We start from the raw sequence: 15,981 nt of genomic DNA, 5'->3' as shown, positions 1-15,981 counted from the left end.
ATTCCGGAGTTTCCTAGGGGCACTAAGAGCCTACAAGGCCATTCGGATTGGGTCGCGTTACTCACCCCAGACGAAGTAGGCTCTGCAGCTCCCCGTAGTTACGGGGCTTTCAATAAGTGAAACAAAAAGCAAAGAGTAAGGAACAGCTATGCTTGCCAATATAAAGAAAACTCAGTTAGCCATGGCAGTGATTGCCGCAGCCGCATCGGCACTAACCGCTCCAGTAGTTTCTGCAGCTGAACGTAGTGAGCTAACAATCGTACCTCAGTTCTACCCTACAATGGTGCGTAACTTTAACCCATTCCTAGATACTAGCCTTCACACAACAACAGAGTTCTTGTATGAGCCTCTAGTGATCTTTAACCAAATGCACGGTAACGAGCCAGTTATGCGTTTGGCGAAAGACTACTACATGTCTGACGACCTGATGCAAGTCACCTTTGAAATGCGTGATGGCCTAAAATGGTCTGACGGCAAACCGCTAACTGCACACGACGTGGTTTACACCATCGAGTTGCTACAGCAAAAGCCTGAGCTAGACCGTACCGGTATTAACGCATGGGTGAAAGGCGCTAAAGTTCAAGGCAACAAGGTTATTTTTGACCTGACTGAAGCAACATCAAACGCACCGTTTGAAATCGCTAAAGTCTCGTTTGTTCCTAAGCACATCTGGAGCAAAGTAAAGAACCCTGAGTCATTCGCAAACGAAAACCCAGTAGGTTCTGGTGCATTCACCACGATTGACACCTTCACGCCTCAGCTATACATCCAGTGTCAAAACCCGAACTACTGGGACAAAGCAAACCTAGACGTTGACTGTCTACGTATGCCTCAGATCGCCGGTAACGACCAGCTTCTTGCTAAAGTGATCAACTCTGAGCTTGATTGGACTTCATCGTTCATTCCTGACATCGACAGCACTTACGCAGCAGCGAACCCGAACCACAAGTACTGGTACCCTGCAGCAGGTACTCAGTCATTCCTTGTGAACTTCAAGTCGCCAAACAAGGGCAACCACGAAGCCATCAACAACGTTGATTTCCGCCGTGCGTTCTCTATGGCCATTGACCGTCAAACGATCATTGACATCGCTTTCTACGGTAACGGTTCTCCAAACGATTATGCGTCAGGCCTAGGCGACGCGCATAAGAGCTGGTCTGATGCGGCTGTACACAACAAGTACAAAGGTTTCAACACGTATGACGCGAAAAACGCGAAAGCATTGTTGAAAAAAGCGGGCTTTAAAGACGTGAACGGTGACGGCTTCGTAGAAACCCCAACCGGCAAAGAAATCGTATTTGAAATCATCTCTCCAAACGGTTGGACTGACTTCAACAACACCGTTCAGCTAGGTGTTGAGCAGCTACAAGAAGTGGGTATCAATGCGAAAGCACGTACGCCTGACTTCGCTGTATACAACAAAGCGATGCAAGACGGTACATACGACGTTGCTTATACCAACTACTTCCTAGGTGCGGATCCACACACTTACTGGAACGATGGTTACAACTCTGCGCTACAAGAAGGTGAAGGTAAGCCACGTTTCGCGATGCACCACTTCAAGAATGCTGAGCTAGATAAGCTACTAAACAGCTTCTACAAGACGGCAGACCGCAAAGAGCAGCTAGAAATTGCTCACGGTATCCAGAAGATCATCGCTGAAAACCAAATCACAGTACCTGTTATGACAGGCGCGTTTAACTTCCAGTACAACACCACTCGCTTTGACGGTTGGTGGAACGAGAACAATCCTAAAGGCCGTCCAATGATTTGGGCTGGTGTTCAGGAGCGTATCCTTCAAGTACTAGACCTTAAGCCAAAAGCGTAATATCTGCTTAAATTGCGGTGCGCGCCTTGCGCACCGCCTCTTCCCCCTCTTTAACTGTCAAGCATGGCGCTAGTCGTCAGGGGGTTTTTCGTCCTGAATCCAGCCTCGGGAGTGTGGTTGGTATGGAAAGGTGTGAGTTATGGGATTTTTTCTACGACGTTTATCATTTTACTTCATAGCGTTCCTCGTGGCCGCTACGATTAACTTCATTATACCGCGTGCGATGCCTGGTGACCCCGTTACCATGATGTTTGCTAACGCCACGGTACAGGTAACCCCTGAGCGTATTGCGGCAATGACCAAACTATTAGGTTTCGTCGATGGCCCGCTGTACGAGCAATACTTTACGTACCTAAAAAGTATATTGAGCTGGAACCTGGGTATCTCTATCCAGACCTACCCACAAACCGTTAACGACATGTTGGGTAACGCCGTAGGTTGGTCACTGTTCCTTGCAGGTACTGCGGTTGTGTTGTCTTTCTGTATCGGTTCTATCCTCGGCATCTTTGCCGCTTGGAAGCGCGGCAGTAAGTACGATGCCTTTATTTCTCCAGCCATGTTGGTAGTGCAGGCAGTACCTGCTGTGGTTACCGCGATGCTGGCACTTTACACCTTTGCCATTGGCTTAAAATGGTTCCCTTCCGGTTATGCCTACACCCCTGGTGTGATGGCCGATTGGACAAGCTGGGCGTTCTACAAAGATATCCTTCACCATGCTGTGCTACCGCTTGTCTGTGCCACCATCATTCAGATTGGCGGCTTCTTGATCAGCATGCGTAACAACATGATCAACCTGCTTAACGAAGACTACATCACCATGGCGAAGGGTAAAGGCCTGAGTGAGAACCGTGTTGTCTTCAACTACGCAGCACGTAACGCCATGCTACCAAGTGTCACCGCCCTGTCTATGGCATTAGGTATGGCTATCGGTGGCCAGTTGATCATCGAAATCATCTTTAACTACCCAGGTCTGGGTACGGTACTGCTTAACGCCATTAATGGCCGTGACTACCAAGTACTGCAAGGCCAGCTACTGATCATGACACTGTTTATGCTGTTCTTTAACTTCTTAGCGGACTTGCTGATTGTAGCCCTTGACCCACGTCTACGTAAGGGAGGCAAATAATCATGAAAGCCTTAATCAAATTACTGTCAAACAACGGCAAGGCCCTGTGTGGCCTGATCATTATCGCTATTTTTATCTTTGGTGCGACCTTTGCACCCTTGATCACCGAACACGCACCAGACCGTAAAAGTGGTAACCCACATGAATACCCTGCGTTTGTCGTAAAAGCAGCGCAAAGCAACCCTGAGGGTTGGATTGCTGAAAACCTTGCCGATAACAAACGTACGCTGTTGATGTCGAAAAAAGCAGAGCACGTACTGGGTACTTCTCGCATGGGCCGTGATATTTGGTCGCAAGTGGTGTACGGCACACGTACATCACTGGCGGTCGGCTTTAGTGCCGGTATCGTGGTGTGTTTCCTCGCAACCGTGATTGGTGTTTCTGCGGGTTACTTCGGGGGACGTATTGATGACGTACTCACCGCCGCGATGAACATCATGCTGGTTATTCCACAGTTCCCACTGCTGTTTGTTATTGCAGCCTTTATTGGGCAGGCAGGGCCACTCACCATTGCCATTGTCATAGGGATGACCTCCTGGGCCTGGGGTGCACGTGTGGTCCGAGCGCAAACCTTGTCTTTGCGTGAGAAAGAGTTTGTTAAAGCAGCAGAAGTACTGGGTGAATCTTCATGGCGCATCATCTTCGTTGAGATTCTACCGAACCTTGTTTCTATCGTTGGCGCCAGCTTCATCGGTTCTGTCATGCTGGCCATTATGACCGAAGCCACCTTGTCATTCCTTGGCTTAGGTGACCCAAGCTCAATCAGTTGGGGTGTAATGCTGAACAACGTACGTACGTCATCGTCTATGTTGGTTGGCGCATGGTGGGAACTATGGGCTCCATGTATTGCCTTGATTTTCATCGCGATTGGTCTAGCGCTACTGAACTTCGCGGTCGATGAAATTGCAAACCCACAGCTACGCTCGCACAAAGGCATGCGTCGCTGGAAGAACCTTGCTGCACAGAAAAATGCACAATCCGCTGACGCTGTCGTGACAGCTAAGCCAGCCCTTGAAGGGGGAGAAAAATAATGACGAACCCACAAATTTCCATTCGCAACCTGTGTGTTGATTACATCACAGAGTCCGGCGATGTGCGTGCCGTAAACAATGTCAGCTTTGACATTGGTAAAGGCGAAATCTTTGGTCTGGCCGGTGAGTCAGGCTGTGGGAAGTCCACCGTTGCCTTCTCGCTCATGCGTCTGCATAAGCCGCCAGCATTCATTACCGGTGGTGAAGTAATTTTTGATGGCCACGGCGACATTCTAAAGCTCAGCGACAACGACATGACGGCCTTCCGTTGGAGCCAGATGTCGATGGTGTTCCAGAGCGCGATGAACGCCCTGAACCCCGTATTGACGATGGAAGAGCAGTTCTGTGACGTGATCATGCGTCACACCACGCTTAACCGTCAGCAAGCTATCCGCCGTGCGGAAGGCTTACTGGAAATCGTGGATATTCACCCGAACCGTTTGCGTGACTATCCGCACCAGTTCTCAGGTGGCATGCGTCAACGTTTGGTTATCGCCATCGCGCTGGCCCTGAACCCGAAAATGATCATCATGGATGAGCCAACAACGGCCCTTGACGTGGTGGTACAGCGTGAGATTTTGCAGAAGATCTACGCACTGAAAGAAGAGTTTGGTTTCTCGATTTTGTTCATTACTCATGACTTGTCGTTGATGGTCGAATTCTCAGACCGCATCGGCATCATGTACTCCGGTGAATTGATTGAAGTGGCCCCCTCTAAAGAAATCCTAGAGGCGCCGTTCCACCCGTACACCGAAGGGCTGGGAAGTTCATTCCCACCGTTAACCGGGCCGAAAACCCGTTTAACCGGGATCCCGGGTAACCCGCTTAACCTGTTGGAAGTCCCGACTGGCTGTCGTTTCCAGGCTCGTTGCAGCAAAACGCATGACGCTTGTTTCACACAAGCGACGCAGCTTAGCCAAATCGAACCAGGCCGTTTAAGCAACTGCCACCTATTCACGAAGCGCAGTTAATAAGAAGAATAAGGAGGCATGATGAGCAAGCCAACTGGACAACCGATTATCGAAGGGAAGAACCTGATCAAGGACTTCCAAATCAGCAGTAACTCGCTGAAAAAACCGTTCATGCGAGCGATTAATGACGTTTCGTTCAAAATGTACAAAAGTCGTGGTCTGGCTGTGGTCGGTGAATCCGGCTCAGGTAAATCCACCACGGCAAAAATGATCGCCAAGATGTATGCCCCAACAGATGGTCACATTGAATACTTCGGCCGTGACATTGCAGACATCAAGAAAAAAGACGATTTGATGCAATACCGCCAAGGTGTGCAGATGGTATGGCAGGACCCGTTTGGGTCGCTGAACCCTACTCATACTATCTTCCATCACATTGCACGTCCTTTGCTTATTCATAACAAAGTCAGCAAAGGCAACAAGAAAGAATTGGAAGAAACGGTATATAGCCTGCTAGAGCAAGTGGGCCTGATCCCACCGAAAGCGACCGCGGAAAAATATCCGCACCAGCTTTCTGGTGGCCAGCGTCAGCGTGTCAACCTCGCGCGTAACATTGCCGTGGGTGCCGAAGTGGTACTGGCCGATGAGCCAACCTCCATGCTTGACGTCTCTATCCGTGCGGGTGTTTTGAACCTGATGGAAGAAATGAAGTTCGAGCGTGAAATGGCGCTGCTTTACATCACGCACGATATCGCAACGGCGCGTTACATCGCTGAAGATTTGGCGGTGATGTATGTCGGCCACATGGTGGAATGGGGTGACACGGATGAAATCATCCATGATCCACAACACCCGTATACCCAGCTACTGGTGTCTGCTGTACCGGATCCGAAGAAATCGATCCACGAAAAACTGAAAGGGAACAAAGGTGAAATCCCACTTTGGACCCCTGACAGTGTGGGCTGCCCATTCTCGGGCCGTTGTACGCATGCCACCGCAAAATGTAACCACGCCCTACCAGGTGTGACACAGCTGTCAGAGAACCACTTTGTCCGCTGTTACCTATACGAAAAATAATTGGAGCAACAATGCAGCTGTTAACGAACCATTTGGGCTATGAACGTTTTGGTGCCAAACAAGCCATCCTGCAAGCAGAGAACGAGCTCACCCTCACCACTGCCGAGCTGGTATGCAACCAACGCGCCACGTCCATTATGCAGCTGCCTCTCAAGGCCTATGGTCCGGTAGACCAATGGCACACCGGCTACACCTACTCCATGGACTTCACCGCACTGGATCAGTGCGGTGAATTCCGCCTTCGCGTTGGAGAGGTGTTATCTGCGCCATTTGTGATTGCCGAGGGGCTTTTAATGCATCGCACGTTTAGCGATGTGCTTCACTACTTTAAATCCCAGCGCAGCGGCGGCAAGTTTGACAAGGCCGATCGCACCGCACCGGTACTCGGCAGTGATCTCACTGTGGATGCTCATGGCGGCTGGTACGATGCATCCGGCGATGTGAGCAAATACTTTAGCCACCTCTCCTATGGCAACTATTTTAACCCTCAGCAAATCCCGATGATCGTCTGGAACATGCTGATGGCCTTTGAACAATTGGCAGACGAAGACGGCGTGGCTAACTTCACCCGCGTTCGCCTGTTGGAAGAAGCCTTGCACGGGGCGGATTTCCTGCAACGTATGCAAAGCCCGGATAGCTTCTTCTATATGACGGTATTTGATAAGTGGAGCAAAGACACGCAGCAGCGTGATATCTGCTCTTACGCCACCCAAGCGGGCGTCAAGTCTGACGATTATCACGCTGGTTTCCGTCAAGGTGGCGGCGTCGCCATTGCGGCATTAGCCTTTGCTGCCCGCACGCTGACCCAACCGACTGCGCACATCTTAGGCTTTGACGCAGAAGCTGCGTCAACGTATCTCGCCAGCGCCGAACGCGGTTACTGGCACTTGGTGGAAATGAACACCCAGTACCTGAATGACGGTACTGAAAACATCATTGATGAATACTGTGCTTTGTTGGCTGCCACGGATCTGTACCGTGCCAGCGAAGACGATCGCTACCTGAACGAAGCGCGCCGCTGGGCTAACCGCTTGGCTGCTCGCCAGATGAGCGATGGCAACGTGGCCCATTTCTGGTCAGCCAATGCCGACGGCAGTCGCCCGTATTTCCATGCAGCAGAAGCCGGCCTACCAGTGATCAGCTTGTTGCGTTATCTCAACATCGAAACCGATGACGCACAGCAGCAAGCGATCACAACCTTGGTCGAGCAAGCATTGCAATTTGAACTGACACTGACAGCCGAAGTGACGAACCCCTTTGGCTACCCACGTCAGTACGTGAAAGCGGTGGATGGCGAGAAACACAGCGCCTTCTTTGTGCCGCATAACAATGAAACCGGATACTGGTGGCAAGGGGAGAATGCCCGTTTGGCCTCATTGGCCAGTATGGCTTACCTTGCCTGTCAGTACGCAACTGTCACCACCAGTCACACCGCCCTGCGCACTTATGCACAGCGCCTGACGGATTGGCTGTTGGGACTGAACCCCTTTGATATTTCTATGCTCGACGGTCATGGGCGCAACAACCCGGATTACTTGCCCGAGTTAGGCTTCTTCAATGCCCGTGGCGGTGTGTGTAATGGCATCACCAGTGGCTTTGAAAACGAGCACGATATCGCCTTTAACCCACAGCCTCAGGCGGAAGATATCCTGCAAAACTGGCGTTGGGGGGAACAATGGATCCCGCATGCTGGTTGGTATTTGCTTGCCATTACGCTGCAATTTAAGGAGCGCCATTGTGACTAAATCTATTCGCTACTACGTCGGTGTTGACGGCGGCGGCACCTCTTGCCGCGCCCGCATTACCGATCTTAACGGCACCCTGTTAGGGGAAGCAAAAACTGGCAGTGCCAATATTATGTTGGGCGGTAACGTTGCCATGCAATCGATCCAAGATGCGATTGCGACGGCGGCAGAATTGGCCGGTTTAGGCCCAGAACACATGGCTGAAATGGCCGTGGGCCTAGCCTTAGCCGGTGCCGAACAGCAAGCGTCTTGGCGTGAATTTATGTCGCTGCCCCACCCTTATGCCCACGTGACCCTCAATACCGATGCCTACGGGGCATGCCTAGGCGCATGGGCGGGCAATGACGGGGCCATCTTAATTGCAGGCACAGGCTCTTGCGGGATCTTTTTGTCACAAGGCCAGCAGCACATTGTCGGAGGCCGTGAGTTCCCGATTTCCGATCAGGGCGGCGGTGCTGTCATGGGATTACGCTTGATCCAACAGGTGTTGTTGGCGGTTGATAACATCCGCCCGATGACCCCGCTGGCTTCACAGGTACTGGCGCACTTCCAGCATGACATTGATGCCATCGTCAGTTGGTCTAAAACCGCGCGTCCTTGTGATTATGGTCAGTTCTCACCGGCTATCTTCGCCCACGCGCAACAGGGCGATGCACTCGCGATTGAACTTCTCAGTCAAACCGCGCGCGATGTAGAAATGTGGATGCAAGCATTGATCGCCCGCGGGGCTGAACAAATTTGCTTAATGGGCAGCATTGCGGAGCGGATCATTCCTTGGCTCACACCGCCTATGCAGCAACGCGTTGCCAAGCCGCTTGGTGATGCCATGGACGGGGCTCTTGCGATGGCAAAGGGTCACCACGATCTGTATCAATTATGAGTGCAACTATGAGCTATCGTCTTGATCTCACAGTGATTGAACAACAAGAACAACAATCACGCTTTGCCTTAACGTTACATAACCTCACGGATCGTCCCGTAGAGGGTTGGTCGCTGCATTTTGCGATTGGTCGCTGGATCAGCGCTGATTCTCTCACTACCGGCACCCTTGAACAGGTCGGCAGCTACTGTATTCTGACCCCTGAGACGGGTGACGTATTGGCGCCAAACAGTCACTTTTATACCGAGTTTACCGTCGGGACCGCACCGTTCACGCTATTTGATGATGGGATCCCTGAGGCATTCCTCAGCACCGCCAGCAAAGGCCGTTTTATTACACCGATGCCGGTTGAAGTGACCACCATTAACTTGCAGGGCGCGAACTCAGACCGTTTCAATACGCCGTTACCGGCAGCCAAAGCGATCTCGGTGATCCCTGAGCCGCAATCTATGCAGTTGTTAGATGGCTACTTCCGCCTAACGCAACATACTGCCATCACGCCAGCACATGAAAAAGCAGCGGGCAGTTGTCGTTGGCTACAAGACGAATTACACACCCTGTTGCACGAACCGATGCCGGTGCGTGACAACGGCCATATCAGCTTTCAATACTGCGCCCAGCTCCAAGAAGGCGCTTATCACCTGCTGATCGAGCAAGAACACATTTGGCTACAAGCCGGTTCAGAAGCTGGTTTTGCCCACGCCGTGGCGTCACTGCTTCAACTGATTCCGGTACAACCGAGCCATCAAGTACAAGCCGCCTACATGTTACCTATGGTCGAAGTGCAGGATGCGCCGCACTACGGTTACCGAGGGTTCATGCTCGACTGTTCCCGCCATTTCCACAGCATTGACCGGATCAAATTCCTGATCGATAACTTGACGCGTTACAAATACAACACCTTCCATTGGCACCTGACTGATGATGAAGGCTGGCGAATTGAAATCGACGCCTACCCAGAACTAACACGTATTGGCGCATGGCGTGGGCCTAACGAAGCGATTGTCCCGCAGTTTACAACCATCAGCCAACGCTACGGTGGCTACTACACCAAGCAAGAGATCCGCGATGTCATTGCTTATGCCACAGACCGTGGGATCAGCGTCATTCCGGAAATTGATATCCCTGGTCACTGCCGCGCCGCGATCCGTTCCCTGCCAGATTTGCTGGTGGACCCACAAGATCGATCAAAATATCGCAGCATTCAAGGCTACCCTGATAATATCTTGTCGCCCGCGCTGAAAGGCACATATACCTTCCTAACCAATGTGTTAGATGAAGTGTGTGATCTCTTCCCAGCTCCTTATGTGCACATTGGGGCTGATGAAGTACCGGTCGGCGTATGGACAGACAGTCCGGCGTGTCATGCCCTCATGGCGGAACACGGCTACACCGATCCCAAAGAGCTCCAAGGCCACCTTTTGCGTTTTGTTGAAGAGCATTTAGCCAGCAAAGGCAAAACCATGATGGGCTGGGAAGAAGCCACAGATGGCGACAAGGTCAGCAAAGACACCGTGATTTTCTCATGGCGCAGCGAAGAAGCAGGCCAGAAGTGTGCGCAAGCTGGCTTCAACGTGGTCATGCAACCCGCACAGTACACCTACCTCGATTTGGCGCAGGGTTACTCTGCCGACGAACCGGGCGTGGACTGGGCAGGCAAGTTGCCCTTGGATCATGTGTACAGCTACCGCCCATTGGCGGATCTGCCGCACGATGACCCGGCCCATCAGAACATCAAAGGGGTGCAATGTGCCCTGTGGTGTGAGCTGGTCAACAACCAAAGTCGTTTTGAATACATGCTTTATCCCCGCTTACTGGCCGTGGCTGAAATCGGTTGGACAGCACCAGAAAAACGTAGTTGGCCCGACTTTAAGGCTCGCTTAAAGGGTCAGCTGCCATACCTAGACAAGGTAGGCATTAATTACCGTCGCTGCGAGTAAGACGCAGAACAAAGATTACACTTAAAGGATTGAAAAAAATGAAATACGGTTATTTTGATAATGACAACAGAGAGTATGTGATCACGCGTCCCGATGTGCCTGCGCCTTGGACCAACTATCTAGGTACGGAAAAGTTCTGCACCGTCATTTCTCACAATGCGGGCGGTTACTCATTCTACAATTCACCCGAGCACAACCGCGTGACGAAGTTCCGTCCGAACGCAACCTTCGATCGCCCAGGACACTACGTTTACCTGCGTGATGATGAGACAGGCGATTACTGGTCAATCTCATGGCAGCCAGTCGCAAAAAGCTTAGACGAAGCGAGCTACGAAGTGCGTCACGGCCTGTCTTACTCGAAATTCAAGTGTGACTACAACGGCATTGAAGCCACCAAAACGCTGTTTGTACCGAAAGGTGAAGATGCAGAAGTTTGGGATGTCGTGATCAAAAACACGTCAGATAAGCCACGTACCATCAGTGCGTTCTCTTTTGTTGAATTCTCGTTCAGCCATATCCAATCTGACAACCAAAACCATCAGATGTCTTTGTACTCTGCGGGGACGTCTTACAACGATGGCGTGATCGAATACGATCTTTACTACAACACCAACGATTTCGAAGGTTTCTACTACCTAGCGTCGACGTTTGACCCAGATTCATACGACGGTCAACGTGATAGCTTCCTTGGCGCATACCGCGACGAAGCAAACCCGCTAGCCGTAGAGCAAGGTAAGTGTTTCAACACGGCGCAAACCTGTTACAACCACTGTGGTTCTCTACACAAGCAATTTGTTATTCAGCCAGGCCAAGAAGTGCGCTTTGCTTACATCCTAGGTATTGGTAAAGGCAACGGTGAGCGTCTACGTGCGAAATACCAAAACCTGGCTGAAGTGGATAACGCATTCGCGGGCATCAAAGCACACTGGGATGAGCGTTGCGCGAAATTCCAAGTGAAATCGCCAAACGAAGGCCTGGATACCATGATCAACACATGGACACTGTATCAAGCAGAAACGTGTGTTGTATGGTCGCGCTTCGCGTCATTCATTGAAGTGGGTGGCCGTACCGGTCTGGGCTACCGTGATACCGCACAAGATGCGATCTCAGTCCCTCATGCTAACCCTGCTATGACCCGTAAGCGTCTGGTTGACCTACTGCGTGGTCAGGTGAAAGCCGGTTACGGTCTGCACCTGTTCGATCCAGACTGGTTCGATCCTGAAAAAGCCGATGTTAAACCGTCTAAATCACCAACGGTCGTCCCTACCCCATCGGATGAAGACAAGATCCACGGCATCGACGACACCTGTTCAGATGACCACCTATGGATCGTACCGACCATCTGTAAATACGTGATGGAAACGGGCGAGCACAGCTTCTTCAACGAAATGATCCCTTACGCTGACGGTGGCCTAGCGACAGTATACGACCACATGAAAGCCGCATTGGATTTCTCGGCGGAATATGTCGGCCAAACCGGTATCTGTAAAGGTCTGCGTGCCGACTGGAACGACTGTCTGAACCTGGGTGGCGGCGAGTCTTCCATGGTGTCATTCCTACACTTCTGGGCACTGCAAGAATTCATCGACCTAGCGAAGTTCCTAGGCAAAACCGAAGACGTTGATAAGTACACCGTCATGGCTGCTAACGTGCGCGAAGCGTGTGAAACGCACCTGTGGGATGACGAGGGTGGCTGGTACATCCGTGGTCTCACCAAAGACGGTGACAAGATCGGTACTGCGCAGCAAAAAGAAGGGCGCGTACACCTCGAGTCAAACACGCTAGCCGTACTGTCTGGTGCTGTTGCACAAGACCGTGGTGAAAAAGCGATGGATGCCGTCGACGAGAACTTGTTCTCTGAGTACGGCCTGCACCTGAACTCACCGTCATTCGCCACACCGAACGATGATATCGGTTTCGTGACACGCGTTTACCAAGGCGTGAAAGAAAACGGCGCAATCTTCTCGCATCCAAACCCATGGGCGTGGGTAGCAGAAGCGAAACTAGGCCGTGGTGACCGTGCAATGAAGTTCTTTGATGCACTCAACCCGTACAACCAAAACGACATGATTGAAAAGCGTATCGCTGAACCGTACTCATACGTGCAGTTCATCATGGGTCGTGACCACCAAGATCATGGTCGTGCAAACCACCCATGGCTAACAGGTACATCAGGTTGGGCTTACTTTGCCGTAACGAACTTCATTCTGGGTGTACGCACCGGTTTTGATGGTCTGACTATCGATCCATGTATCCCAACCAACTGGCCGGGCTTTGAAGTCTCACGCCAATGGCTAGGGGCGACATACCAAATCAAGGTAGAAAACCCAGATAACGTCAGCAAAGGCGTGAAAACTATCCTTCTCAACGGTGAGCCAGTCATTGGCGTGGTCGCACCGCAGCCTGAAGGCTCGGTGAACACCGTTACTGTGATCATGGGCTAAGACTTTTCGGGGCGCCTTTTGCGCCCCACTTTCCAGTTTATCTACGAGAGAAATAGGAGTTCCATCATGATTCAGTTTGGAACCGGTGGCTGGCGCGCCTTTATTGGCGAAGAGTTCACTAAAGATAACGTTCGCCTTGTGGCCCAAGCACTATCTAACATCATTAACGATGAAAACGTCGCCGATCGTGGCTTCATCATCGGTTATGACCGACGTTTTCTGTCTGACAAAGCGGCATGTTGGTTTTCGGAAGTTTTAGCGGCGAATAACATTAACGTCAGCTTCATCGACAAATTTGTTCCAACGCCTATCGTCATGTTTGAAGCCAAAGAACGTAACTGTGCGTACTCTGCCTGTATTACGGCATCGCACAACCCGGCAGACTACAATGGCGTTAAAATTTTCATTGAAGGCGGTCGTGATGCAGATGAAATCATCACGCAAAAAATTGAACAGCAAATTGCCACGCTAACGGCTGAACAAGTTAAGAGTGTCGATTTTGAGCAAGCGATTGATGACAAGCTGATTGAAATCATCAATCCAATGAACGCATTTGTTGATTCAATCATTAACTTCATCGACATCGAAGCGATCAAAAAAGCCAATTTACGCGTACTGATCGACCCAATGTTTGGTGTAGCGAAAAACGCACTACAAACTGTCTTGATCAATGGTCGCTGTGAAGTGGACGTGATCAACGATGGTAAAAATCCAGATTTCGGTGGCCTCATGCCATCACCCAATGCTGCCACGCTCTATCGCTTGATGCACCTTGTGGCTCAAGAAGGTTACGACATCGGTATCGGTACCGATGGGGATGCTGACCGTCTTGGCATCATCGATGAAAAAGGTCACTTTATTCATCCGAACGAAGTCCTGATCCTGCTTTATTACTACTTGTTGGAATACAAAGGCTGGAAAGGCTCCGTGGTGCGTAACATCGCAACCACGCACATTCTTGACAAGATCGCTGCAGATCACGGCGAGAAGAGCTTTGAAGTCCCTGTTGGCTTTAAGCACATCAGCTCACAAATGGAAGCCGATGACTCACTGATCGGTGGCGAAAGCTCGGGTGGCTTGACCATTCGTGGTCACATCAAAGGTAAAGATGGCGTGTTCGCCTCAAGCCTATTGGTTGAGATGATTTCAGTGACGGGCAAGAAACTGTCTGAACTGCTTGATGAAATCTACGGCAAATATGGCTATGCCTATACCGCCGAAGGGGATTGCAAGTTCAAGCCGGCACACAAAGACGCGCTTTACAGCAAGATCTATGTCGACAAGCTCCTGCCTGAATTCGATTTTGATATTGAAAAAGTCAGCTACGAAGACGGCGCCAAAGTGTACTTTAAGAACGGCGGTTGGGTGATCGCTCGCTTCTCGGGTACAGAACCTTTACTGCGTATCTTTGCTGAAATGGCAGACAAAGAAACCGCAGAGCGTGTTGTCGCACAAATGAAGCAATTTTTGAACGTCTAACCTGAACACATACTCTGCTGCATCACTGCCGTAGCAGGGTTGAGGTTATATGTTGAACCAACAGTAACATGCGGCATAGCTGTTACATTACGTTAGCCAATCTATTGGCATGAACGACAAGGGTAGCCCTGCTACCCTTTTTTCTTTTCTGCAGACGCCAATAATCCCCACCACCACTACGTCAATTCTGCACCATTAACTTTTCTGCAGACGTAAAAATCCCCCCTGCCGTCAAGGTAAAGAGGCTAACCCACTGAACTATCGCTCTACTCAGGATTCAAAAAAACTACAGATGTAAAAAAGCCCCGTCATTTCTGACAGGGCTTTCTTATAAGTGGCGGAGCGGACGGGACTTTCTATCAACCTTAAGAGCAACGCGCCCCCCGGCGTGACAGGCCGCTGCCGTCAAGGTAAAGAGGCTAACCCACTGAACTACCGCTCTACTCAGGATTCAAAAACCTACAGATGTAAAAAAGCCCCGTCATTTCTGACAGGGCTTTCTTATAAGTGGCTGAGCGGACGGGACTTTCTATCAACCTTAAGAGCAACGCGCCCCCCGGCGTGACAGATCGCAGCCCTCAAGGTAAAGAGGCTAACCCACTGAACTACCGCTCTACTCAGGATTCAAAAACCTACAGATGTAAAAAAGCCCCGTCATTTCTGACAGGGCTTTCTTATAAGTGGCGGAGCGGACGGGACTTTCTATCAACCTTAAGAGCAACGCGCCCCCCGGCGTGACAGGCCGCTGCCGTCAAGGTAAAAAGGCTAACCCACTGAACTATCGCTCTACTCAGGATTCAAAAAAACTACAGATGTAAAAAAGCCCCGTCATTTCTGACAGGGCTTTCTTATAAGTGGCGGAGCGGACGGGACTCGAACCCGCGACCCCCGGCGTGACAGGCCGGTATTCTAACCAACTGAACTACCGCTCCGCAGCGTGTCTATTCAGCAATTAAGCAATTTGGCACTTTGGCACTTAGCAATGTCCTACTCTCACATGGGGAGGCCCCACACTACCATCGGCGCTACAACGTTTCACTTCTGAGTTCGGCATGGGATCAGGTGGTACCGCTGTGCTATGGTCGCTAAGTAAATTCTTTCACTGTTCATGTTGTAACAACACAAACAAAAATTTGAAGCCTGGCGATGTCCTACTCTCACATGGGGAGRCCCCACACTACCATCGGCGCTGTTACGTTTCACTACTGAGTTCGGCATGGGATCAGGTGGGTCCATAACGCTATGGTCGCCAAGCAAATTCGGTTTATTTACCGCCTCATGGCCGTAAATAGCAATCTGGAAAAGTTAACTAGTTTTGTTCTCAATACACGATTCAAGTGTTTGTGGAGTCCGTCGTCTCTTGCGAGATAAAACCCCTTGGGTGTTGTATGGTTAAGCCTCACGGGCAATTAGTACAGGTTAGCTCAATGCCTCGCAGCACTTACACACCCTGCCTATCAACGTCGTAGTCTTCAACAACCCTTTAGAGACCTTAAAGGTCTAGGGATGACTCATCTTGA

10 protein-coding genes, 1 tRNA gene and 3 rRNA genes are annotated in these 15,981 nt (G+C 50.8%); 10 read left to right on the top strand and 4 right to left on the bottom strand.

The genetic code is table 11. From position 1 onward, the window contains the following. The first annotated feature begins 148 nt into the window (after positions 1–148). From L4C36_RS02400 to L4C36_RS02355, 10 genes are all read left to right on the top strand, one after another. Positions 149–1,828: an ABC transporter substrate-binding protein gene (locus L4C36_RS02400; protein ID WP_428476185.1), complete on the top strand. Its 1,680-nt coding sequence runs from the start codon at positions 149–151 to the stop codon at positions 1,826–1,828. 139 nt (positions 1,829–1,967) lie between these two features. After that, the gene (locus L4C36_RS02395) at positions 1,968–2,954 is read left to right on the top strand and encodes an ABC transporter permease (protein ID WP_428476184.1); all 987 of its coding nucleotides are present in this window, start codon (positions 1,968–1,970) and stop codon (positions 2,952–2,954) included. 2 nt (positions 2,955–2,956) lie between these two features. Next, positions 2,957–3,985, top strand: a complete 1,029-nt coding sequence (locus L4C36_RS02390) for an ABC transporter permease (RefSeq protein WP_428476183.1) — start codon at positions 2,957–2,959, stop codon at positions 3,983–3,985. Then, entirely contained in the window at positions 3,985–4,956 is a 972-nt protein-coding gene (locus L4C36_RS02385) for an ABC transporter ATP-binding protein (RefSeq protein WP_428476182.1), read from the top strand. The genes L4C36_RS02390 and L4C36_RS02385 overlap by 1 nt, the downstream gene beginning before the upstream one ends. Positions 4,957–4,977: 21 nt before the next feature. After that, positions 4,978–5,973, top strand: coding sequence for an ABC transporter ATP-binding protein (locus L4C36_RS02380; RefSeq protein ID WP_428476181.1), 996 nt, complete (start codon positions 4,978–4,980; stop codon positions 5,971–5,973). An 11-nt stretch (positions 5,974–5,984) separates the two neighbouring features. Continuing rightward, the gene (locus tag L4C36_RS02375) at positions 5,985–7,718 is read left to right on the top strand and encodes a glycoside hydrolase family 9 protein (RefSeq protein ID WP_428476180.1); all 1,734 of its coding nucleotides are present in this window, start codon (positions 5,985–5,987) and stop codon (positions 7,716–7,718) included. 4 nt (positions 7,719–7,722) lie between these two features. Beyond that, positions 7,723–8,598 (top strand): glucosamine kinase nucleotide-binding domain-containing protein, encoded by an 876-nt coding sequence (locus L4C36_RS02370; protein WP_428476298.1) that lies wholly within the window; start codon positions 7,723–7,725, stop codon positions 8,596–8,598. Positions 8,599–8,606: 8 nt separating this feature from the next. After that, entirely contained in the window at positions 8,607–10,538 is a 1,932-nt protein-coding gene (locus L4C36_RS02365) for a beta-N-acetylhexosaminidase (RefSeq protein WP_428476179.1), read from the top strand. Positions 10,539–10,576: 38 nt separating this feature from the next. Continuing rightward, positions 10,577–12,982, top strand: coding sequence for a glycoside hydrolase family 94 protein (locus L4C36_RS02360; RefSeq protein ID WP_428476178.1), 2,406 nt, complete (start codon positions 10,577–10,579; stop codon positions 12,980–12,982). A 66-nt stretch (positions 12,983–13,048) separates the two neighbouring features. Beyond that, complete coding sequence (locus L4C36_RS02355; RefSeq protein ID WP_428476177.1) at positions 13,049–14,461, top strand: phosphoglucomutase/phosphomannomutase family protein; 1,413 nt, start codon at positions 13,049–13,051, stop codon at positions 14,459–14,461. An 855-nt stretch (positions 14,462–15,316) separates the two neighbouring features. On the opposite strand, the gene L4C36_RS02350 is transcribed toward L4C36_RS02355, so the two are convergent. From L4C36_RS02350 to L4C36_RS02335, 4 genes are all read right to left on the bottom strand, one after another. Continuing rightward, positions 15,317–15,393 (bottom strand) — tRNA-Asp (locus L4C36_RS02350). Between the two features lie 42 nt (positions 15,394–15,435). After that, positions 15,436–15,551, bottom strand: a 5S ribosomal RNA gene (gene rrf, locus L4C36_RS02345). Positions 15,552–15,599: 48 nt separating this feature from the next. Then, positions 15,600–15,715, bottom strand: a 5S ribosomal RNA gene (gene rrf, locus L4C36_RS02340). Positions 15,716–15,849: 134 nt separating this feature from the next. After that, positions 15,850–15,981: ribosomal RNA gene (locus L4C36_RS02335) — 23S ribosomal RNA — on the bottom strand; the annotation flags it as partial.

The organism is Photobacterium japonica, from assembly GCF_050337005.1.
Taxonomy (GTDB): Bacteria; Pseudomonadota; Gammaproteobacteria; order Enterobacterales; family Vibrionaceae; genus Photobacterium; species Photobacterium japonica.
Note: the sequence above shows the minus strand (reverse complement) of the source record. Positions and strands in the feature narration are given on the sequence as shown.

Bases quoted from the DNA above. Each gene is read 5' to 3' on its own strand.
- L4C36_RS02390 (WP_428476183.1), top strand. From the start codon at position 2,957: ATGAAAGCCTTAATCAAATTACTGTCAAACAACGGCAAGGCCCTGTGT.
- L4C36_RS02365 (WP_428476179.1), top strand. From the start codon at position 8,607: ATGAGCTATCGTCTTGATCTCACAGTGATTGAACAACAAGAACAACAA.
- L4C36_RS02385 (WP_428476182.1), top strand. From the start codon at position 3,985: ATGACGAACCCACAAATTTCCATTCGCAACCTGTGTGTTGATTACATC.
- L4C36_RS02360 (WP_428476178.1), top strand. From the start codon at position 10,577: ATGAAATACGGTTATTTTGATAATGACAACAGAGAGTATGTGATCACG.
- L4C36_RS02375 (WP_428476180.1), top strand. From the start codon at position 5,985: ATGCAGCTGTTAACGAACCATTTGGGCTATGAACGTTTTGGTGCCAAA.
- L4C36_RS02400 (WP_428476185.1), top strand. From the start codon at position 149: ATGCTTGCCAATATAAAGAAAACTCAGTTAGCCATGGCAGTGATTGCC.
- L4C36_RS02355 (WP_428476177.1), top strand. From the start codon at position 13,049: ATGATTCAGTTTGGAACCGGTGGCTGGCGCGCCTTTATTGGCGAAGAG.
- L4C36_RS02395 (WP_428476184.1), top strand. From the start codon at position 1,968: ATGGGATTTTTTCTACGACGTTTATCATTTTACTTCATAGCGTTCCTC.
- L4C36_RS02380 (WP_428476181.1), top strand. From the start codon at position 4,978: ATGAGCAAGCCAACTGGACAACCGATTATCGAAGGGAAGAACCTGATC.